At 40.2% G+C, this 19,816-nt stretch carries 24 protein-coding genes; 21 read left to right on the forward strand and 3 right to left on the reverse strand.

The window, feature by feature from the left end; genetic code table 11:
* Positions 1-22: 22 nt before the first annotated feature.
* The 3 genes from IV50_RS00730 to trmB are packed head-to-tail and all read left to right on the forward strand — an operon-like array spanning position 23 to position 2,478.
* Positions 23-733: an ABC transporter ATP-binding protein gene (locus IV50_RS00730; RefSeq protein WP_057743640.1), complete on the forward strand. Its 711-nt coding sequence runs from the start codon at positions 23-25 to the stop codon at positions 731-733.
* Complete coding sequence (locus tag IV50_RS00735; RefSeq protein ID WP_057743643.1) at positions 726-1,832, forward strand: ABC transporter permease; 1,107 nt, start codon at positions 726-728, stop codon at positions 1,830-1,832. The genes IV50_RS00730 and IV50_RS00735 overlap by 8 nt, the downstream gene beginning before the upstream one ends.
* Complete coding sequence (gene trmB / locus IV50_RS00740) at positions 1,816-2,478, forward strand: tRNA (guanosine(46)-N7)-methyltransferase TrmB (RefSeq protein ID WP_057743645.1); 663 nt, start codon at positions 1,816-1,818, stop codon at positions 2,476-2,478. The genes IV50_RS00735 and trmB overlap by 17 nt, the downstream gene beginning before the upstream one ends.
* 48 nt (positions 2,479-2,526) lie before the next feature.
* Here trmB and IV50_RS00745 read toward each other — a convergent pair whose 3' ends face one another.
* The gene (locus IV50_RS00745) at positions 2,527-2,949 is read right to left on the reverse strand and encodes a DUF2507 domain-containing protein (protein ID WP_057743648.1); all 423 of its coding nucleotides are present in this window, start codon (positions 2,947-2,949) and stop codon (positions 2,527-2,529) included.
* A 113-nt stretch (positions 2,950-3,062) separates the two neighbouring features.
* On the opposite strand from IV50_RS00745, the gene IV50_RS00750 reads away from it, so the two are divergent.
* The 15 genes from IV50_RS00750 to IV50_RS00815 all read left to right on the forward strand — a co-directional run bounded on the left by IV50_RS00750 (position 3,063) and on the right by IV50_RS00815 (position 16,160).
* Positions 3,063-3,983: an ADP-ribosylglycohydrolase family protein gene (locus IV50_RS00750; RefSeq protein ID WP_057743651.1), complete on the forward strand. Its 921-nt coding sequence runs from the start codon at positions 3,063-3,065 to the stop codon at positions 3,981-3,983.
* Between the two features lie 208 nt (positions 3,984-4,191).
* Positions 4,192-4,968: a threonine/serine exporter family protein gene (locus IV50_RS00755; RefSeq protein WP_057743654.1), complete on the forward strand. Its 777-nt coding sequence runs from the start codon at positions 4,192-4,194 to the stop codon at positions 4,966-4,968.
* Positions 4,969-4,970: 2 nt separating this feature from the next.
* Complete coding sequence (locus IV50_RS00760) at positions 4,971-5,444, forward strand: threonine/serine exporter family protein (protein ID WP_057743657.1); 474 nt, start codon at positions 4,971-4,973, stop codon at positions 5,442-5,444.
* 84 nt (positions 5,445-5,528) lie between these two features.
* The gene (locus IV50_RS00765) at positions 5,529-6,359 is read left to right on the forward strand and encodes an HAD-IIB family hydrolase (RefSeq protein WP_057743660.1); all 831 of its coding nucleotides are present in this window, start codon (positions 5,529-5,531) and stop codon (positions 6,357-6,359) included.
* 43 nt (positions 6,360-6,402) lie between these two features.
* Entirely contained in the window at positions 6,403-7,230 is an 828-nt protein-coding gene (locus tag IV50_RS00770) for a glycosyltransferase family 8 protein (RefSeq protein ID WP_057743662.1), read from the forward strand.
* Between the two features lie 73 nt (positions 7,231-7,303).
* Entirely contained in the window at positions 7,304-8,653 is a 1,350-nt protein-coding gene (locus tag IV50_RS00775) for an APC family permease (RefSeq protein ID WP_057743665.1), read from the forward strand.
* A 185-nt stretch (positions 8,654-8,838) separates the two neighbouring features.
* Positions 8,839-9,843 carry a glycosyltransferase family 2 protein gene (locus IV50_RS00780; protein ID WP_057743668.1) on the forward strand — a complete coding sequence of 335 codons (1,005 nt, stop codon included), beginning with the start codon at positions 8,839-8,841 and terminating at the stop codon, positions 9,841-9,843.
* 1 nt (position 9,844) lies between these two features.
* Positions 9,845-10,270, forward strand: coding sequence for a GtrA family protein (locus tag IV50_RS00785; protein ID WP_227067090.1), 426 nt, complete (start codon positions 9,845-9,847; stop codon positions 10,268-10,270).
* 160 nt (positions 10,271-10,430) lie between these two features.
* The gene (gene folB, locus IV50_RS00790) at positions 10,431-10,793 is read left to right on the forward strand and encodes a dihydroneopterin aldolase (RefSeq protein WP_057743671.1); all 363 of its coding nucleotides are present in this window, start codon (positions 10,431-10,433) and stop codon (positions 10,791-10,793) included.
* Positions 10,794-10,799: 6 nt separating this feature from the next.
* On the forward strand, positions 10,800-11,291 hold the full coding sequence (folK, locus tag IV50_RS07965) for a 2-amino-4-hydroxy-6-hydroxymethyldihydropteridine diphosphokinase (RefSeq protein WP_069201651.1): 492 nt from the start codon (positions 10,800-10,802) through the stop codon (positions 11,289-11,291).
* A gap of 14 nt (positions 11,292-11,305) precedes the next feature.
* Positions 11,306-11,866, forward strand: coding sequence for a GTP cyclohydrolase I FolE (gene folE, locus IV50_RS07970; protein WP_069201652.1), 561 nt, complete (start codon positions 11,306-11,308; stop codon positions 11,864-11,866).
* Positions 11,867-11,879: 13 nt separating this feature from the next.
* The gene (locus IV50_RS00800) at positions 11,880-13,175 is read left to right on the forward strand and encodes a bifunctional folylpolyglutamate synthase/dihydrofolate synthase (protein WP_057743673.1); all 1,296 of its coding nucleotides are present in this window, start codon (positions 11,880-11,882) and stop codon (positions 13,173-13,175) included.
* A gap of 5 nt (positions 13,176-13,180) precedes the next feature.
* Positions 13,181-14,296 carry a dihydropteroate synthase gene (gene folP, locus IV50_RS00805; RefSeq protein ID WP_057743676.1) on the forward strand — a complete coding sequence of 372 codons (1,116 nt, stop codon included), beginning with the start codon at positions 13,181-13,183 and terminating at the stop codon, positions 14,294-14,296.
* 143 nt (positions 14,297-14,439) lie between these two features.
* Positions 14,440-15,294: a metallophosphoesterase family protein gene (locus IV50_RS00810; RefSeq protein ID WP_057743679.1), complete on the forward strand. Its 855-nt coding sequence runs from the start codon at positions 14,440-14,442 to the stop codon at positions 15,292-15,294.
* Between the two features lie 11 nt (positions 15,295-15,305).
* Positions 15,306-16,160, forward strand: a complete 855-nt coding sequence (locus IV50_RS00815) for a metallophosphoesterase family protein (protein ID WP_057743682.1) — start codon at positions 15,306-15,308, stop codon at positions 16,158-16,160.
* 52 nt (positions 16,161-16,212) lie between these two features.
* On the opposite strand, the gene rpiA is transcribed toward IV50_RS00815, so the two are convergent.
* On the reverse strand, positions 16,213-16,920 hold the full coding sequence (gene rpiA, locus IV50_RS00820; protein WP_236697681.1) for a ribose-5-phosphate isomerase RpiA: 708 nt from the start codon (positions 16,918-16,920) through the stop codon (positions 16,213-16,215).
* A gap of 132 nt (positions 16,921-17,052) precedes the next feature.
* Between rpiA and rbsK the strand changes: the two genes are divergently transcribed.
* Together rbsK and rbsD are read left to right on the forward strand one after the other, a co-directional pair.
* Positions 17,053-17,991 (forward strand): ribokinase, encoded by a 939-nt coding sequence (gene rbsK, locus IV50_RS00825; RefSeq protein WP_057743688.1) that lies wholly within the window; start codon positions 17,053-17,055, stop codon positions 17,989-17,991.
* A 15-nt stretch (positions 17,992-18,006) separates the two neighbouring features.
* On the forward strand, positions 18,007-18,429 hold the full coding sequence (gene rbsD / locus IV50_RS00830) for a D-ribose pyranase (protein ID WP_057743691.1): 423 nt from the start codon (positions 18,007-18,009) through the stop codon (positions 18,427-18,429).
* 39 nt (positions 18,430-18,468) lie between these two features.
* Here rbsD and IV50_RS00835 read toward each other — a convergent pair whose 3' ends face one another.
* Positions 18,469-18,840: a DUF1304 domain-containing protein gene (locus IV50_RS00835; protein WP_057743694.1), complete on the reverse strand. Its 372-nt coding sequence runs from the start codon at positions 18,838-18,840 to the stop codon at positions 18,469-18,471.
* Positions 18,841-18,909: 69 nt separating this feature from the next.
* On the opposite strand from IV50_RS00835, the gene IV50_RS00840 reads away from it, so the two are divergent.
* Entirely contained in the window at positions 18,910-19,527 is a 618-nt protein-coding gene (locus IV50_RS00840) for an NAD-dependent epimerase/dehydratase family protein (protein WP_057743697.1), read from the forward strand.
* The last annotated feature ends 289 nt before the right edge of the window (positions 19,528-19,816 follow it).

The following is a 19,816-nucleotide window of genomic DNA, read 5'->3' on the forward strand; positions in this document are numbered from 1 at the left end:
TTAAAAAAAGGAAGCGCGTATTATGACCTTACAAGTTGAAAATTTATCTGGTGGTTACGGTCAAACAACCGTCATCCAAAATATAAACTTCACCATTCCAGCGGGATCAGTTACCGCTCTCATCGGCTTAAATGGCTCTGGAAAATCAACCATTATTAATCATTTAATCGGACTACTAGCACCAAAGACCGGGTCAGTTGTATTAAATAGTCACAATCTTGCTCAAGATCCAGTTGGATTTAAAAAGCAAATTGCCTACGTGCCTGAGCAACCTGTGCTGTATGAAGAACTAAATCTACAAGAACACATTCAAGCAATGATTAATATTTACCATTTAAACGAAAAAACAAGTTGGGAAGAAGCAACGCGCTTACTTAAAATTTTCAGACTTGATGATAAATTGAATTGGTTTCCAACGCACTTCTCTAAAGGTATGCGCCAAAAGGTCATGATTGTGATGGCGTTTATCACACAAGCTGATCTGTTTATTATTGATGAACCTTTCTTAGGTCTCGATGTCTTAGCGGTGCAAGATCTCTTAACACTCATTGACGAAAAACGTGAGTCAGGAGCTAGCCTGCTTATCACAACACACGTCATGAGCACCTTGAAAGCACATGCTGATCAATACATTTACTTAGAACAAGGCCAAATCGTTGCAAGTGGTGCTATCGATGCCATCAGTGATCAGGTACCGGTCATGCTCATCGGTGAGGAGCAGACCAATGGGTAAAAACAATCTTTTTAAGCAACGTTGGACCGAAGAATGGCGACATTTTTCAAAGTACTTGAAGTATGTTTTTAATGATCACGCTGTCATTGCTTTTTTCTTCCTATTTGGGGCTTTACTATTCGCGTATCAACATATGCTGCAGACTTTACCAGTCAACTGGTGGACACAACTTTGTTTAGCACTAGTATTACTACTGACCCTAATATTCTTTAAAACACCTGCAAGTTTTGTGAAACCTGCTGATGCCGTTTTTTTCTTAGGTGATGATCAACAATTAAAGCAGCTTTGGAAAACGGCAACAAACTATAGCATGATCATCAACAGTTTGATAGAGGGGGGCTTAGTCCTTATTTTTTGGCCACTCATGCTGAAACTGTTCTCTATTAACTTGATTATCATCTGTCTGTTTACCGCACTAATGATGCTCGTTAAAGCGTACTTCACTTATCAGAAGGCGCATCAGGTTGCCGCCTTTAAACCAGCAACGCCACAACTCCTGAATTGGCAGGCAATTGCACGCTTTGAAGAGCAGCGTCTCAACACAATTTACACCTTCTTTAACCTATTTGTTGATGTCCCTGGCTTACAAAGTTCAATTAAGTCCCATCCATGGCTAGAAAAATTACGTTCTTTTTGGCCAGGATACCATACTGATGCGCTACTGCCGATGTATGTCACAACCTTTATTCGCAAACAACAATATTTAGGGTTGTGGGTTCGGACACTGGTACTGGGTAGTCTGCTAATTCCATTTACCAGTGGCTACTTACTGCTAATTTTACTGGGCTTTCTTGAGTATTTGTTCATTGCGCAACTCATTCCCTTAGCGGGCGGGTATCGTCGCCTTATCTTTGATTACGTCATCCCCGTGGACGTACAGGATCGTCAACGTGCTTTCCATCAATTAGGGTGGCCATTAGTCATGATGCTCAATTTAGTTTGGACCAGTATCTTGCTCATCTGCCAACCAATTTCAATAAACCAAGGATTTATGATGATTTTACTTGTCATTTTCGGTCTTTCTTTGGTATTCTTATACTCTGATCGCATTATTGCGAACACGTTTAAAAGGAGAGTAAAACATGCGTCTAAGAAATAAAAAGTGGGCTGGTCCATGGCTTGAAGCCCATGCCGACCTCGTGATCAATCAACAAACTGCGACTGATCTAAAAGGTAAATGGGAGACTGTTTTCCCAGTCGCACAACCCATTCAAATCGAAGTCGGGACAGGTAAGGGTCGTTTCATCATTGGCATGGCCAAAAAATATCCAAACATTAACTTTATTGGTATGGAAATTCAAGAAGCCGCTGTTGCGGTAGCTGGACGTATGGCTGATGAAGATGAAGCGGCATTGCCTAATCTAAAATTCATCTATGGTGATGGTGCTGGCGTTGACACATATTTTGAAAAGGGTGAAGTTAGCAAGGTCTTCTTGAACTTCTCAGATCCTTGGCCAAAATCACGTCATGAGTCACGTCGTCTAACATACAAGAGCTTCCTTGCTGGATACCAGGCCATTCTACCGGATGGTGGTGAGCTTGAATTTAAGACGGACAATCGTGGTTTGTTTGAATACTCTCTATACTCATTTAATCAATTTGGCATGAACTTCTTGCCTGATGGCATCTCATTAGACTTACATGCTGACGCTGATAAAATGATTGATAATGTTGAAACCGAATATGAAGAAAAGTTCTCAGAACTTGGATTCCCAATCTACAAATTTGTCGGTTCATTTAAGTAAAAAAATACCCAACCAGATAACCTGGTTGGGTATTTTTATTTGCTATCATTAAATTGGTAAATCTAAACTTTGTTCGGCTAAAACAGTGAAGACCACATGTTCATTAATTTCAACCTGCGCTTCAACTCCAGTACCTGAAATCGTTTCAATAGCCTGGGCTAAAAATCCGGCTTCTAGGTAGAAACTAGGGGTTTTACGTTCAGATTGCCGAGCTAAAACAACGGGACCACTAAGTTCCCACTTCAACTCTGTTCCTTGCCGACTCAAGGCCTTCAAACTACCAAAGCCGATTCGATTAAAGCAGAGCTCAATGGCTGTAATGCTGTTAAGTTCCTCACGTTGTGCCAAACCTTTTCCAGCCCAGTACAAGATGTTCGATTCGTCTTCTTGCAATAAATCCGGTAGTAACCGATCTCTTAGCACCGTTAAGGCAAATGTGTTTGTTTCTGGTGATTGAACTAACTCGTCCATAATGCACTCCTTAAATTGAAAATGAATATACTCAAGTATATAGCATTTCAAGTCATTTGCCAACATATTACATCCATGTTAAAATTACTGCCTGTGAAAGGAATCAGGTAATCATGAATCAATCTCAGACACCCTTAACAAATACAACTTATGGTTTGGTCAATGCAGATTGCTTTGCCGAACACCTTGATAACGCACAAACGACCGATTGGAGCTCAGCTTCATCATTGACGTTGGCAACTATCTCTAGCTTATCGCGTGGGTATAACTTAAGCCATTTAATGGATCAGTTTACTGCATGGTACGCACGAGGGGACTATACTGCTGACCGTAGCGTGCAAATGAGTGATCGCACCACAATTCGTTCAATTGAACACTATATGATTAATCACGATCCATTTTCTTCTGGTAGCCACCAAGAACAGGTTGTGGATAATGGTGCTTTGTTGCGTATTATGCCAGTTGTTTTATTTCTAAACACTGAATATGGCGATGACTTTGTGATCGATGACCCAGCCATGCTGACACTACACCAAATTACAGGGTTAACGCATAATCAGCCAACTGCACTCATTACAAATGGTATTTATGTCATGTTCGTTAATGAATTGATGGCAGGGGAGACGCCCGTTGATGCCCTTGAAATCGCCATTGATACAGCATATGACTACTATTCAAAACATAATATTTTTCAGGAAGCACTAATTCACTTTGATCAATTAAATACACCTGACTTTAAAAATAGTAATATTGAATCACTCACTGCGTCAAATTTAGCCATTGATACTTTAACAGCCTGCATCTGGATTATTTTAAACTCTGATTCCTATGCAAGTGCAATGGCCCTGACGCTCAAATTAAACGGTGATCCTAGTAGTTTATTGCCTTTAGTGGGCACAACTGCCGCAATTTTGTACCCAGTCGATGTTGACGCTATGACGAATTTACCAAAAAATGGAACGAATCTTATCAAACGTATTCTAAACATCGGTAATCGCTCTTATCGTTTTCAACGCCTAGAACTTTTTAACTAAATCAAGTCACTGTTATTTGTGTCATTTTAATGACCCAAATGGCAGTTTTTTTAATTAAATTGATACACTAATTTTTCAATAAATGAGATATACTTGGCAGAGTTCTTAACTGAGCCTTAAATGTAGGGTAGGCATGTTTGCTTTTACCGATACATATTATCGATAACTATAATATCTAAAACGAAGTTTGAAGGGAGCACAGTCGGGAATGGGACAAGATCGACAACAGTTACTCCTTGCCAAAACCTGCCTATTAGCCAGCCAAATTCTAATGGAAAATGGTTCTGAATTGGCCCGTATTGATGACACTGTAAAATATATTTCAAATACATATTCTGCTGGAAACGATGAAATTGAATCATATGTCACGAGCACACTTATCATTATCACAGCCAATGACCCCTCTGATGAAGAGATGCAGCCGCTGGTGCTTGTTGAGAAAACGAACGTGAAATCAATCAATTTAACCAAAATTGATGAAATTAACCGTTTATCACGCGCGTTCGTTGCACGTGAACTCACACTAAAGGAACTTTACGCTGAATTACGAGCGCTCCGAAAGATGCCGATGACTAGTCTGACAAAGGCGAATATAGGAAGTTTCTTTTTAAGTAGCACTTTGACGTATTTAGCCACGCAAAGCATCGTCGCAAGCATCTTAGCCGGATTATTCGGAACTTTAGGTATGTACATCGTTACCAAAATCTACGATGCTTTACATCGTCCTTTTATTGGGGAGTTAATTGTGGCAGCAGTCATTACAATTCTAGTTCGCTTGATCATGCTCGTTACACCTTTGCCTGAGTTCAACAACATTATTATTGGCGCCTTATTTCCGCTACTACCAGGGGTCCAATTAACCACTTCAATTAACGATATCTTCGATGGTAACTTGATTAGTGGTCCTCAACGTTTACTAAGTGCATTGATTCTAACATTTACAATGGTGTTGGGAAGCTTGCTTGTCTTTACTATTTGGAGGTAATTATGGCTATTTTAGACTTTTTATTTAAAATTACGCTAATCTTTGGTGCTTCCATTGGATTCGCCATGACGGTTCAGGCACCCAACCGTTCACTTGCCATTACGGGAACGATTGGGGCAGTCAGTTACATTCCGAATATGATTGCATCTGGCTTAACCCATAACGTCTACTATGGTATTGCCTGCGGTGTGGCCAGTGTCACCACTTTATGCTATTTTGCTGCACGCATGTACCACATTCCAGCTTCTATCCTATTAGTGCCTGGGTTAGTGCCTTATTTCCCTGGACAGAAACTCTACCAAATGATCTGGAGTCTCTTCCAACTTGATTTAAGTGACTTTATTACAAACACTTCTGGATTCGTTGAAACCTCAGTCTGCATTTATGGAAGCATGTTAACCATGAATCTGGCCTTACCAATCATTATGCAGTTTTATCGCAGAATAAAGCAGCCATCCAAAACCAAATCACTTTAAAAAAGTTGGTGTTATTTACACCGGCTTTTTTTTAATCTAAAATGAAATAAGACAGAAACCAAAGAAATCGGAGAGAGGTAGCCCATGACTGATATTAAAATGATTGCAACTGACTTGGATGGTACTTTTTTTAATGACCAACGTCAGGTTAATGAACCTAAATTCGCCGCACTTTTGGACTATTTTGATCAACATGACATGCATTTTGTCATTGCAACTGGTAATGACCAGCCCTTGGTTGACAAAATATTTGCACCATTCTTAGGTCGTTTTGACTATGTGATGAATAATGGTGCTCAAGTTTCAACTCGCACGGGGCAACACCTGCGCGAGGCGTATTTTCAAGCATCTGATTTACCAGTCATCCAAAATTTAATTGAAGGTCAGAACATGCATTTCCGGCATGGCATTATTTTTAATGGTGTGCATGATTCATACATGCTCCACGATTATATCGAAGTGGGTGACCTCTACGAAGACATCTTATGGTATTTCCCAAAGCTGAAGTATATCGATCGTATTTCAGAAATTCCAGAAGACGAGACAATCGTCAAAGTTATCTTTAGCGCTGATCCTGACGAGGCTAATCAGTTTATTACTTTGGTCAATGCTAACTACCAAGAAAACTACCATGCGACAACATCAGGATACGGCGCAATTGACGTCATCCCTGCCAATGTCAATAAAGCAACTGGCCTTGACTTTCTACTTGATTTCTATGGTCTGAATGCAAGTCAATTAATGACCCTTGGTGATGGTTTTAACGACTTAGAAATGCTCGAATACGCTGCCAAACCAAAATCAATGCCTAATGGGGACACGTACATCAAGGACCATTTTCCACAGGCTGTTGCCGATAATAACCACGATGGAGTGCTTGATACCATCGTCCAAACTTTAAATATAACACTGTAATCATCTCTACCTGAAAAAGAGGGATTCAACAAATGAGGTCAACATGGACATTAACCTATTATTTTCAATCGATGAAAATTTCACAACGCAATTAATGACAACGGTGTACTCAATTTATGCCAATTCAAACAAGGATAATCATTATCATGTTTATATTGTGCAGGAGTCGCCACTAAAAACTGCTGATCAATTACAAACTTTCTTTGATCAATATGACATGGATTATCATCCCATCGTCATTGATAAACATGATTTTTCAAAAGCACCAGTGTCAAAACGCTATCCAAAATCAATTTACTTTAGACTATTAGCTCACGAATATTTGCCAACCAATTTAGATAAGATTCTCTATTTAGACGCTGATATTCTTTGCTTGAACGATATGACACCTTTTTATCAAACTGATTTGTCCGGCTATTTGTATGCTGCTTCTATGCACGCCGATGCCTTAAACTTAACCAGTACGGTAAACAAGATTCGTCTGGATACTGATTTAGATAATTACTACAATTCTGGCGTTTTATTAATGAACTTAGCTTTGATTCGTGAAAAGGTTCATCCTAGTGATATTTTTAAATTCATCGAAGAATATAAAAATTTCTTATTATTACCAGATCAAGATGTTCTCAACAAGTTATATGGTGATGACATCATGCCAGTGCCTGATAACTATTATAACTACGATGTCCGTAAAGATTTAACTTACCAGATCGTTAGTGATGGGGAATATAGCCCCAGTTGGGTCGCTAAAAATACTGTCTTTTTGCATTACTGTGGTAAAAATAAGCCTTGGCATGCCAAGAATCCAAATGACAAATATAATTTTATTTATAAACATTATATGCATTTAACCTTGAATGATAATAACTAATCATATTGCCACGCCCTTGAAAGTTAGCTATAATAGTTAAATTGTTGATTAAATAGAATGTAGGTAAATTAAAATGAATCAAGATAATGCGACGACAAGTCCACAAGGACTTAAACGTAGTATGACGCTAGCATCTGCGATTTCCACTGTAATGGGAACCGTTATTGGTGCGGGTGTTTTCTTCAAAGTCTCAAATGTCTCTGAAGTAACTGGCTCAACCAGTATGTCAATGCTCGTTTGGCTATTGGGTGGGTTAATTAGTTTGTGTGCTGGGTTGACTGGTGCCGAACTTGCCGCGGCCTTGCCTCAAACAGGCGGAATGCTTGTTTATATTGAACGTGCTTACGGTAAACTACCTAGTTTCTTACTTGGGTGGGCGCAAGTCATTGTTTATTTCCCAGCCAGTATTGCGGCCAAAGGAATTATCTTTGGAACGCAGTTAATCAATTTATTCCACTTGGATGCCAAATTAATCATTCCAATTGGGGCAGTCGCCTTGATCTCTGTTGAACTGATTAATTTCTTAGGGGCCAAAATTGCTGGAACATTCCAGTCAATTACACTGATTTTCAAGTTAATTCCATTGGCACTAATCGTTATCTTTGGCCTATTCCAAAGTGGTAGTGTTCACGTTAGCTTGTTCCCAGTAACCGCTGGACCTGGTACCGGTGGCTTTATTACTGCTATGGGTGCCGGACTACTTGCAACTATGTATGCCTATGATGGTTGGATCCACGTCGGAAACATTGCAGGGGAGATGAAGAACCCTTCACGTGATTTGCCCCGTGCCATTACCGGTGGAATTATCGGTGTGATGGTCATTTACTTGCTCGTTAATTTTGTCTTCATGCACACATTGCCACTAAGCGCCTTAGCTGGTAATGAAAGTGCCGCAATGGATGTCGCAAGTAAAATTTTCGGTGACATGGGTGGTAAATTAATTACCATCGGTATTCTAATTTCAATCTATGGAACGTTAAATGGTTACACATTGACTGGTATGCGCTTGCCATACGTCATGGCTGAAGAACGTCAATTACCATTCTCAAAGTATTTGACTCGTCTAAACGCCAATCAAGTCCCATACATTGCAGGATTGTTTGAGTTAGCTTTGGCCATCGTGCTTATGTTTGTTGGTGGGTTTGATACGTTGACAGACATGTTAGTCTTCGTGATCTGGATGTTCTATACACTTGTCTTTTTGGGTGTCATCATCTTGCGTCGTCGCGAACCAGATTTGCCTCGTCCATATAAAGTACCGCTATATCCCGTGATTCCTATTATTTCGATTTTGAGTGGTGTGTTCATTCTTGTATCTACATTAATGACACAACTTACATTAGCATTGATTGGTATTGGACTAACCTTACTCGGTTTGCCAGTTTACTTCATCATGCAACATCGTAATGCTAAAAATGACTAAAAGTAGAAGCATCCCATCGTTTTGGGATGCTTTTTTATGTGTCTAATTTTGTACCAAATATCAAAATTTAGGGGGAGTTGCAAGCCTCGTGAATCACTTTTTTAAAATTTAGAATTGTGTTACACTTATTATTCGTGAATAATACATTTAATTAGATAAAAATCGATTACAAGGTGGAGATACTAATGAAACGCTTAATGATTGTTGTACCAGCGTACAATGAGGAGGAAGCCCTACCAAAGACGCTAGATGTTTTAGACGGTGTGCTTTCTGATTTAATTGAAACAAACAAGGTCGATAAAGCCAGTAAGATTGTCATCGTAAATGATGGATCAGCTGATAAGACATGGTCAATTATTGAGGATGCCGCAGCTAAAAATGACCACATTTCTGGTATTAATTTTAGTCGTAACTATGGACACCAAAATGCCCTTATTGCTGGCTTAACAGCAACCCGTGATTACGGTGATATTTTTGTCACGATTGATGCGGACTTACAAGACGACGTCAACGCCATTCCAAAAATGGTTGCTGAAAACGCCAACGGGTTCGACATTGTCTATGGTGCCCGTAATTCACGGGAAACTGATTCAGCATTCAAGCGCGGTACTGCGGAAATGTTCTACAAAATCATGGGGAAGTTGGGCGTTGAAATGGTACCCGATTCAGCTGACTATCGCCTTATGTCACAACGTGCTGTAGACCATTTACTTGAATTTAAAGAACACAACCTTTTCTTACGTGGGATTGTACCTCGTGTTGGTTTCCCAAGTACAGTTGTTTACTATGCCCGTAAAGAGCGTGAAGCTGGTGAATCTAAGTATCCGTTGAAGAAAATGATTAACTTTGCGTGGGACGGTATTACGTCATTCTCTGTTGCACCAATGCGCTTTATTTTAGCCGTTGGTATTTTCAGTATGGTGATTGCCGTTGGTATGATGATTTATGCAATTTATCGTGAATTAACGGGACATACAGTAGCTGGATGGTCATCATTAATGGTGTCACTTTGGTTTATTGGCGGATTCCAATTAATTGGTATTTCTATTCTGGGTGAATACCTTGGTAAGATCTTTAACGAGGTCAAGGACCGCCCACGATACGTCATCCAAGACAACTTGCTTTCAAATCAAGATTTTGATGACAAGCAAGCTGAAAAGCATTTGGATGATGGTATGGGGGAAGTTTAAAATGTCAGCATTTATTGAAAAAATTTCAGCCTTACTAAAACAATATCAAGATGTCATTATCTACCTTATTTTTGGTGTGCTAACAACCTTAATTAATTTGGTTGTTTATACGATTGGTTTGTACTTTGGTATGAACGTACAAGTTGCCACCATCTTGGCTTGGGTGATCGCCGTGATTTTCGCTTATTTGACAAACCGCAAGTGGGTTTTTCACTCAACCGCTCATACACCACAAGAAATCGGTAAAGAAGCCACGTCATTTACGTTATCACGTTTATCAACTTTGTTAGTTGATATGGCAATTATCTGGTTTGGGGTCCAGTTGTTGGGTCAAAACCCAATCGTTTGGAAGATTATCGATAACGTCATTGTTGTTATCTTGAATTACGTCCTCAGTAAAGTGATGGTCTTTAAAGATCACGAATAACCGCAAAGCGACAAACACAATCATCGTGTTTATCGCTTTTTTCTTTTGTTTCAATCATCGGTTTCCATCTAAATGCGAACATTTAAAATGTAAAACATTCAAATCCCACGAAAATTGTTGTAGAATTTAGTATAAATCAAATAATCGAGGTTTTTGAATTTTGAAAATTAAATTAAACGACATGCAATTTCACAGCTACATTGGTTTTTATGCGGCTGAACGTGAAGTCGGGCAAGACATCACAATCAATGTAACGCTGACTTTGCCAGACTGTCCGCTTGAAACGTATCTCACTGACGACTTGACGCAGACTGTTAATTACGGTGATGTTTACGATCTAATTGCTACAATGGCCACAGCTAAAAACGAAACCAAACTAATTGAAACTTTGGCCGCGCGAATGATTCAGACAATTCACCGTCAATTTCCAAACGAAATTGAATTGGTCACTGTCCGCATTAAGAAACACAATCTCCCAATTGCCGGTATCTTAGATAGTGCCGAAATTGAACTCGAAGGGTAGGAATCGATGCACAATATTGCTTACATTGGATTAGGTAGTAATATGGGCAACTCACAAGAGACCCTCACACAAGTTATTGCTGATTTAGATGCCAATCCAGATATTCAAGTTTTAGCGCGTTCATCGCTCTACCGGACCGACCCTGTTGGGAATGTAGACCAAGATCAATTTGTAAACGCGGTTATTAAGATTGGCACGACATTAACGCCTGATGCATTGTTGCATGTTCTACATGAACTTGAACAGAAATATCATCGCGTCCGCACGGTGCATTGGGGGCCACGCACCTTAGATTTAGACATCGAACTGTACAATGATGTCACGTTGCAAACTCAAGCCTTAGACATTCCACATCGCGAAATGTTTAATAGGTTATTTGTGCTTGTGCCATTGCTTGATGTATTAGATCCAATGCATCCCCGTTATCAACAAGTGACCCAAGCTGCCACGGACTTAGCTGGGCAACAATATATTGCTAAAATCGATGCAACATCATAAATAAGGAGCCACTTATGGATCATGAATTAATTGAAGCCAGTGTTCGGAATATATTTAAAGCAATTGGTGAGGATCCTGATCGTCCAGGAATTCAAGAAACCCCCAAGCGCGTCGCCAATATGTATGAAGAAATCTTTAGTTCCCTGCAGCAACCCAAGTTTGAAGCCTATAAGCTCTTTGAAACCGATGATAGTATCAATGGTGAGCTCATCACGGTAGCGGATATCCCATTTTATTCAATGTGTGAGCATCACCTACTACCATTTTTTGGTACCGTGTCGGTAGGCTATATCCCACAAAATGGACAGGTCATTGGTTTAAGTAAGATACCTCGATTAGTCGATTACGCAGCTAAACGTCCTACATTACAAGAAGCGGTCACCAGTACCATTGGCCAAACCCTGATGGACATCTTAGAGCCTTCTGGTGTTGGTGTTATCGTCAAAGCGCGACATATGTGTGTTGAAATGCGTGGGGTAAATAAATCAAACAGTGTCACGAAAACATCGTTTTATCGAGGTACCTTTAAAGAACAAGCAGTGCGTCAGGAATTTTTAGACACACTTAAACAATAGGAGTGGTAGCGATATGACCAGTTATGCAGAGATATTAGCGCACATCCCCCGAAAAATGAAATATGATCCCAAGGTTGATCGAATTGGGTTAATCCACGGGATTCTAAATGCGTTGGATTATCCTCAAGCCCGCCCAATGAATCTGCATATTTGTGGTACCAACGGGAAAGGTTCAACTGGCACAATCATTGCGGCAATTTTACAAGAAAATGGCCAGAAAGTAGGACGCTTTGTGAGTCCAGCCATGTACGACGACCTAGAGCAAGTGACCATTAATGGGGCGTCAATGACTGAAGAGTCCTTTCTTAAATGCTATGCTCAATTTAAACGCGGATTGTTCAAACAAGGTTTAACTCAGGAGGATTTGTCTATATTTGAAACCTTCTTTATCATTAGTGTCATTTATTTTGCCTCACAAGATGTCGATGTTGCTATATATGAGTGCGGTCTCGGTGGTGAATTTGATGCGACCAACGCATTGGGCGTGAGTGCGTATACGATTTTCACCAAAATTGACATGGACCATATGCAAATTCTAGGCAACACCTTGGCTGAAATCGCCGAAACAAAGTCAAAAATCATCGACCCCAATTCAACGGTAATTAATTATGCTGGGCAACAAGCGGACGTGACAAAAATTTTGCTGCATACTGCATCTGAGCGAAATGCCGCATTCGTAACGGAATCACCCTACAACATTACGGTACAAGCTGAATCGTTAACATACTCTGATATTCAAATTAGCATCGCCGAACAACTTTCACCTGTAATTTCTTTCCACATGGCGGGGGCTTTTCAAATTGATAATTTGCAGACAGCGCTAACTTGGGTAGGGGCTTTCAATCAAGCTCATCCCACGGAAACCATCAGTTTGTCAACAATCACCAACGCCTTATCAACGGTTACCCTAGCTGGACGGATGGAGGTTGTACAAAAAAAGCCTCTGGTTATCATTGATGGTGCCCATAATGTAGACGGCATACAAGCCTTAGTTAAATCCCTTGGAAAAACGCAACGCTACACCATAATTGTGGGCTTCTTAAAAGATAAGGACTATAGTGACGCAATTGAGGCCCTTAAAACATTAAACGCTGACTTTATTATCGCTAGTCCTGATAATCCAGACCGTGCTTTACCTGAACAGGAATTAGCTTCTAGTTTTAAAGCTCACGGAATTACCGATGTCAGGACATCAACGAATCTTGTGACAACATTTAAAGAACTAACCAATTGTCAGCATCCAATTATTGTTACCGGTTCATTCTATTTAATTAATCAAGTGCAAGCAGCGCTAAAAGAAAGCGAGTAAGTGATATGAAGATTAGTCTATTAACATCTCAGAATGCCCAAAATAGTGGTGAGCAATTGCTCGTGCAGCAGGCCACACTAAATCAAGAACTCGTGATTGTCTTTAAAGACATTGAAGATGCGCAACGCCAAAGGCTAGTGGCTTTAAGTCAACAATACTATGTCAATTTCACTGAATCTGGCACAACGTTAACTGGCATTTTTGATGGACCGGCACTTTCACAATTTATTGAAGCACTCGCTGATCAACCAGCCTTTGACGATTTACGCAAAATTCAATCCGATCATGCGATTACTTGGCAAGCTGGACGTTACACTTACGATTTGACGCACTCAGGGCTTGTATACGCCATTTTAAATACAACACCTGACTCTTTCTATGATGGGGGACAATACTTCAACATGGACGACGTCATGGCTCATGTCTCTGCTATGATTGCGCAAGGAGCTGATATTATTGAAGTTGGAGGACAATCAACACGTCCTGGTTATACGGAAATTTCAAGTGAAGATGAAATTGCTCGCATTATGCCCTTCATCAAGGCTATTCAAAAAACATTCCCTGATATTGCAATTGCGGTTGATACCTATAAGCCTGACGTTATGCGAGCAGTTATTGATGCTGGGGTTGATATCATTAATGATATTAATGGTTTTACAGATGATCCCACAAAGTTAACCTTAATGCACGATTCAAAAGTAGGGATGGTTAGCATGCTTAATCGTCGCTTAATGGATGAACCGATTAGTTACGCGAACATTATCGAAACATTCCATGATCAGATTAATGCCTTCAAACAGGCCGATATTGATTTAAAGCGCGTGTCCCTTGACCCGGGTGTTGGATTTTCAACTGTTGGTAACCTAAATAATGATTTAGGTCTAATTCATGGTATTAAACAATTAAACCAATTCCACTTACCGGTGATGGCTGCCGTCTCAAATAAGAGCTATTTACAAAAGCTCCTTGGCCTAGCTAAAGACGACCGTGTTACAATGACCCTGATTACAGAAGCTTTGTTGTATACCGATGGCAATCGGATTATCCGCGTTCATAATGTCGAAGAGACTGCCCAGATGCGTCAACTACTTGATCAAATTGCTGGTAGTTATCTGGCTTAGTAAAAAACTGCTAGTCAATCATGTAACTAGCGGTTTTTTTATTGCGCAGGTCCCATGATAGGTATATGATAAATTTGTGAGAGAATAAACATACGACTTAAATTCGATTAAACAAAATACAATCCATCAGAAAGGATTTCAATATGCGTCATAAAATTGCATTAATTTCTGATATTCACGGCAATTCAGCAGCTTTGGCAGCAGTTGTCGCCGATATTAAAGCCAAACATATTCCTGAAAGCTGGTTTTTGGGCGATTTATTTTTACCAGGTCCTGGTGGGGATGACCTATTTGACCTCCTTGATGCCGCTAACACCACCATCTTAATTCGTGGTAATTGGGATGACCGTGTTTTAAACATATTGTCAGCGCACCCACAAATTAATACGAAAAAAGATACTGGGGTCTACAAGGCAATCCTGGCAAAATTTGTCGCAGAACGCCTATCTTCTGAAAATATTAAGCGCATGCACAAAATGCAACAACAAGTTTTCAGAACAGTGAATGGGCTCAAGATTGGGCTAACCCACAATTTACCTACACGTAATTATGGACCCGCCTTAGGCTATGCGGTCGAAGGGGCGGCTTTTGATGCTTTATTTACTGAGCCAAATCAGGATGTAGCCGTTTATGGCCATATCCATCACCAAGTGCTCCGCTATAGTAGCCATGATCAATTGGTGGTAAACCCTGGTTCGGTAGGTCGACCCTATTCAAAGCACAAAAAAGCCAATCAAGACCGCCGGGCCCAATATGCCATTCTAACAATTGATGATACAGGCGTCGCGGATGTGACTTATCAAAAAGTAGCCTATGATCCAGAACCAATGTTACAAAAAGCTGCCATGATGGGGTTACCTTATGTCTCCATTTACCGCCAGATTCTGGCACAGTCAGCACCGGAAAAAGTCTACATGGCACCTGTTCATCAAATCAACCACGACAATCATTATGTCGATGAATTGAAATCCTATCTTGTGAAACAAAAACGGTCGTAAGGAGGGATGCTATGACCAAACGAATTGCACTCATTTCAGATATTCATGGTAACCAAACGGCCTTAGAAGCGGTTATTGATGATCTCCACAAACATCCAGTCGATGAAACTTGGTTTTTAGGTGATCTGCTTGGGCCTGGTCCTGCCACAGATGTGCTTTTTGACTTGCTCGAGCAAGTCAATACAACCATCTTTTTAAATGGTAATTGGGACACTGATTGCTTTTTACCGGTGTTAAATGCCCCTGAAACGATTGACACAACTAGTCCAAAATGGGTTTACCTTGGACGTATTGGTCAATATATTGGTGAGCACATCACCCCAGAGCACCTAGCCATTATGCAAAATGCACCTATTCATGCTGAAATCGCACAAGGTCCACTAAACTTAAGCCTAAACCACAATTTACCAGATGTAGCGCGGGGACGCGATCTTGAAGTTGCAGCTGATACGAACGCCTTTGCACCTCTATTCACTAATGAATCCGTTGATATTGCAGTTTATGCGCATGTACATCACCCGTTACTTCGTTACAGTACAGATGACCGTCTCATTATTAATCCTGGTGCAGTCGGTGAACCGTACTTTAATCATCCTAGATTGAATGCTGACCGCCGGGCCCAATATGCCATTTTAACGTTGGATGATCAGGGGATGGCCGATGTTGAGTTTCGTAAAGTCACTTATGACATTCCAACTGAATTAGCACGAGCACGTGTAGCCAACTTACCTTACTATGAACTCTACCAAGAACTACTCGAGTCAGGAATCAGTCACACAAATGAGTCGGACTATTTGATGCAATTTGATACAGATGGCCATTATACAGCCGAATTGGAGACATTCCTGAACCAACAGCGTCAATAGCATTGATAACTTAAAAAAGCAGCGTAGGTCGGTCGACTTACGCTGCTTTTGTTTAATTGTTTCGATTTAAAATCGTTGTTGGTTCAGTTCCCACAATCAATGTATCGCAAATACCAAGGAAAAGACCATGTTCAACGATCCCCGTATGTTGAATTAACTCATCACCGAGCGCTTTTAAGTCGGTAACTTCAGAAATATCAACATCAATAATATAGTTAGCAGAGTCGGTAAGGAGGTACTGACCATCCGCATTCACTCTAAAATGCGGATCAAGACTAAGGTCAGTCAAATAATTAAAGACGTGATGACTCCCAAAAGGCAAAACTTCGACCGGCAGCTTAAATTGTGTCCCCAAACGTGGACTTTGTTTTGAGGGATCAACAATCCAAATATTTTTTTTAGATGCTTTCGCCACAATTTTTTCATAGAATAAGGCAGCTCCGCCACCTTTAATCCCATTTAATTGTGGGTCAACTTCATCGGCACCATCAATTGTAATATCAATGCCATCTGTTTCATCTAAGGCTACAACATGCAAACCAAGGCTTCGACCAAGTTCATCGGATGCAATTGAAGTTGCCACACAGGTGATATTATGTAACTGGTCCTGTTGGACTTGCTCAGCTAAACCTTCAATGAAGAACTTAGCCGTGCTACCCGTTCCAAGCCCAACAACCATATTATCTTGAATAAGCTTTACCGCAGCAAGGGCTGCATTTTTTTTACCAGCATTAACCATCATCATTTTCCTCTCAGTCATACTATGCGTATCGCTCTAACACTATTATGCACGTTTCAACAATTTAAGTAAACCGTTTTAAAGAAAGCGTTTACATATGCTACAATATATAATAAACTTATAAATGAAATCAAATCAATTAGGAGATAGCCCATGTCAAAAATTATTACGGTTTTAGGATCAACAAACATTGATAAAGTTGTCCAAGTACCACGCTTCGGGGCCAGCGGTGAAACCATTCATACGAATCAGCATCTCGTTGAAGCGATGGGTGGAAAGGGGCTAAACCAAGCCGTTTCTTCTGCGCGATCAGGTGCTAAAACCAACATGATTACCAAAGTTGGTAAAGCCTTTGATATTGAAAAGAACATGGCTGTAGACAATTTGAATACGGATGCAGTGATGCGTTCCGAGACAGAAGAAACCGGACAAGCCTACATTACTGTTTCACAGGAAACTGGTGACAACCTAATTTATATTTACGGCGGTGCCAACGATGATTTAACACCAGCCGATGTACAAGCTCATGCACAAGAAATCATTGAATCTGACGTCATTATTTCACAACTTGAGACACCCATCGAAACGGTCATTGAAGGCTTTAAAATTGCACGTGAACATGGTGTAAAAACTATCTTAAATCCAGCACCAATGCCTGAAGCCGGTGGACTGCCAGATGCTTTGCTCAAGTTAACTGATCTGATTGCACCAAACGAACATGAATCATACTTGTTAACGAACTTGGAATTGACTGATGAAGAATCAATGTTGCGTAGTGCGGTATATTACTTTAAGCGCGGGATTGATACGGTGATTATTACACTTGGTGAACGTGGTTCATTTTACATGCGTGATAATGGAGAACAGGCTATTATTCCAGCCTTTAAGACCAACGCTGTTGATACCACGGCGGCTGGAGATACCTTTATCGGGGCTTTGGCTACACGTTTGAACCCTGCCTTTGATAATCTACCTGAGGCAATGCGCTATGCAGCTGCCGCCTCATCAGTTGCTGTTTCACGTCCAGGAGCACAACCAAGTATTCCAGCTGAAGATGAGGTTCTCGCTATCTTAGCTGTCAGCGATCACTAAGGAGCGGATGTCCAAATGCGTAAGACAAATGTTTTAAATACCAAACTAGCTAATGCTATTTCACAAATCGGGCATACACAATGGCTTTCAATTGGTGATGCAGGCCTGCCCATTCGTGATGATGGTCGTAAAATTGATTTAGCTGTTGTTCGTGGATTACCAACCTTTATTGATGTCCTTGAAGCAACACTTTCAGAAATGAAGGTTCAAAAGGTTTATCTCGCACAAGCCATTAAAACCGAAAATCCTGACCAATTACAAGCGATTGAAACATTATTAGACGATAACGTGGAAATTGTATGGGTGAGCCACGATGAGTTAAAGGCGATGACTCGTGATGAAAATAATATTGCCACTGTGCGAACGGGGGAAGTGACGCCTTTTTCAAACATTGTGCTCGAATCCGATGTTGATTTCATTGGTACTGCGATTAAATAAAAAAACGTACTAACTGCAACGGTTAGTACGTTTTTCAGATTAAACTAAGTAGATTAATAACAATGCGATGGCCGATGGCACACATTGCATGAGAAAGATTTTTTTCGTTGCCGTAAAGCCACCATATAAGCCGACACCGAAGACAAATAGCATCAATAACATCATAAAACTGTTTTGCGCGGATTGCGAAACGGGTAAAATGAAGTTAGTTGCAAGAATGATTAAACCAAATAGTCCATTGTAGATACCTTGATTTCCTAAGGCAGTTTTGGCATTAGCTTGATTCACGAATTCAAAGGGCATATTAAAGGCCTTAGCTTGCGCTTCTGGTTTACCAAATATTTCTAGCCCCATAATGAATAGGTGTAAGCAACCAATCAATGTTGTTAAAATTAATAATAGCATTTGCATGTTCAATTCCTCTTTTCTTAGAGTCTTATTGTAACAAACATTCGCATATTCGCGTTAGAAAGGACCCATATGACTCACATTGTTGTACTCGGCGGTACCGGTTTTGTCGGTAGCGGTATTTTACAAGAGCTTTCAAAGAATTCAGCATACACACTTACAAGCATTTCTAAAACTGGTGGCGATCCACAGAAACACTTAGCTGGTGTACATTATGAAGCTGCCAATTTAACGAAAAAGGGCGCTTGGCAGACAGAAATTGCTAAAGCAGACTGGGTAATTGATTGTGTTGGTATTCTTCGGCCAAGTCGAAAGAAAAAGACTTCATACGAACAAAACAGCCTTTTGCCGGCTTTGCAGGCTATTGATGCGATTAAAGATAGTAAGACGAGCTTTCTCTTTATTAATGCAAACGCTGCACCAATCCCTGAATATATGGCATTTAAGCATGCTGTTGCCGATTATGCAGATCAACAATTAGATTCGCGTGCTCATAATGTCTATCCAGGACTCGTGTATGGTCCTGAGCGTAAAAACACGTATTGGCTGGGAAGAACACTCAATTTCTTAATTAACCAGTGTCATTTGACGATTTTGAAGCAGTATCGGCCAGTCACTCAAGGTGATCTCGCTAGTGCAGTTGATCAAGTCTTAAAGCATGAAAACACGCCATTGACGCACCGAATCTAGGTTTATTTCATAGCTAAATGGCTACTAAAGCCTAAAAATACCATTAGTTAGCATTCATTAACTAATGGTATTTTTATTATCCCAAAAGATGTGAAACTACAAAAAAGAGCGTTTATTCACTTATTTTAAATCGTTGCATAAAGTTCAAAAACTGCGCTAATAACGACAGTCTAGAATCGTCAATAAATCTATATTTAGTACAAATTAATCGGTACAATCATAATCTCAACGAAGTTACGAAATGACTGCCTTTAGTGACCTGGTAAGATTAAATTTCAATAGAGGTAAA

Origin of the sequence: Weissella viridescens (genome assembly GCF_001437355.1) — a bacterium.
Taxonomy (GTDB): domain Bacteria; phylum Bacillota; class Bacilli; order Lactobacillales; family Lactobacillaceae; genus Weissella; species Weissella viridescens.

Bases quoted from the DNA above. Each gene is read 5' to 3' on its own strand.
- IV50_RS00730 (WP_057743640.1), top strand. From the start codon at position 23: ATGACCTTACAAGTTGAAAATTTATCTGGTGGTTACGGTCAAACAACC.
- IV50_RS00735 (WP_057743643.1), top strand. From the start codon at position 726: ATGGGTAAAAACAATCTTTTTAAGCAACGTTGGACCGAAGAATGGCGA.
- trmB (WP_057743645.1), top strand. From the start codon at position 1,816: ATGCGTCTAAGAAATAAAAAGTGGGCTGGTCCATGGCTTGAAGCCCAT.
- IV50_RS00745 (WP_057743648.1), bottom strand. From the start codon at position 2,949: ATGGACGAGTTAGTTCAATCACCAGAAACAAACACATTTGCCTTAACG.
- IV50_RS00750 (WP_057743651.1), top strand. From the start codon at position 3,063: ATGAATCAATCTCAGACACCCTTAACAAATACAACTTATGGTTTGGTC.
- IV50_RS00755 (WP_057743654.1), top strand. From the start codon at position 4,192: ATGGGACAAGATCGACAACAGTTACTCCTTGCCAAAACCTGCCTATTA.
- IV50_RS00760 (WP_057743657.1), top strand. From the start codon at position 4,971: ATGGCTATTTTAGACTTTTTATTTAAAATTACGCTAATCTTTGGTGCT.
- IV50_RS00765 (WP_057743660.1), top strand. From the start codon at position 5,529: ATGACTGATATTAAAATGATTGCAACTGACTTGGATGGTACTTTTTTT.
- IV50_RS00770 (WP_057743662.1), top strand. From the start codon at position 6,403: ATGGACATTAACCTATTATTTTCAATCGATGAAAATTTCACAACGCAA.
- IV50_RS00775 (WP_057743665.1), top strand. From the start codon at position 7,304: ATGAATCAAGATAATGCGACGACAAGTCCACAAGGACTTAAACGTAGT.
- IV50_RS00780 (WP_057743668.1), top strand. From the start codon at position 8,839: ATGAAACGCTTAATGATTGTTGTACCAGCGTACAATGAGGAGGAAGCC.
- IV50_RS00785 (WP_227067090.1), top strand. From the start codon at position 9,845: ATGTCAGCATTTATTGAAAAAATTTCAGCCTTACTAAAACAATATCAA.
- folK (WP_069201651.1), top strand. From the start codon at position 10,800: ATGCACAATATTGCTTACATTGGATTAGGTAGTAATATGGGCAACTCA.
- folE (WP_069201652.1), top strand. From the start codon at position 11,306: ATGGATCATGAATTAATTGAAGCCAGTGTTCGGAATATATTTAAAGCA.
- IV50_RS00800 (WP_057743673.1), top strand. From the start codon at position 11,880: ATGACCAGTTATGCAGAGATATTAGCGCACATCCCCCGAAAAATGAAA.
- folP (WP_057743676.1), top strand. From the start codon at position 13,181: ATGAAGATTAGTCTATTAACATCTCAGAATGCCCAAAATAGTGGTGAG.
- IV50_RS00810 (WP_057743679.1), top strand. From the start codon at position 14,440: ATGCGTCATAAAATTGCATTAATTTCTGATATTCACGGCAATTCAGCA.
- IV50_RS00815 (WP_057743682.1), top strand. From the start codon at position 15,306: ATGACCAAACGAATTGCACTCATTTCAGATATTCATGGTAACCAAACG.
- rpiA (WP_236697681.1), bottom strand. From the start codon at position 16,920: ATGACTGAGAGGAAAATGATGATGGTTAATGCTGGTAAAAAAAATGCA.
- rbsK (WP_057743688.1), top strand. From the start codon at position 17,053: ATGTCAAAAATTATTACGGTTTTAGGATCAACAAACATTGATAAAGTT.
- rbsD (WP_057743691.1), top strand. From the start codon at position 18,007: ATGCGTAAGACAAATGTTTTAAATACCAAACTAGCTAATGCTATTTCA.
- IV50_RS00835 (WP_057743694.1), bottom strand. From the start codon at position 18,840: ATGCAAATGCTATTATTAATTTTAACAACATTGATTGGTTGCTTACAC.
- IV50_RS00840 (WP_057743697.1), top strand. From the start codon at position 18,910: ATGACTCACATTGTTGTACTCGGCGGTACCGGTTTTGTCGGTAGCGGT.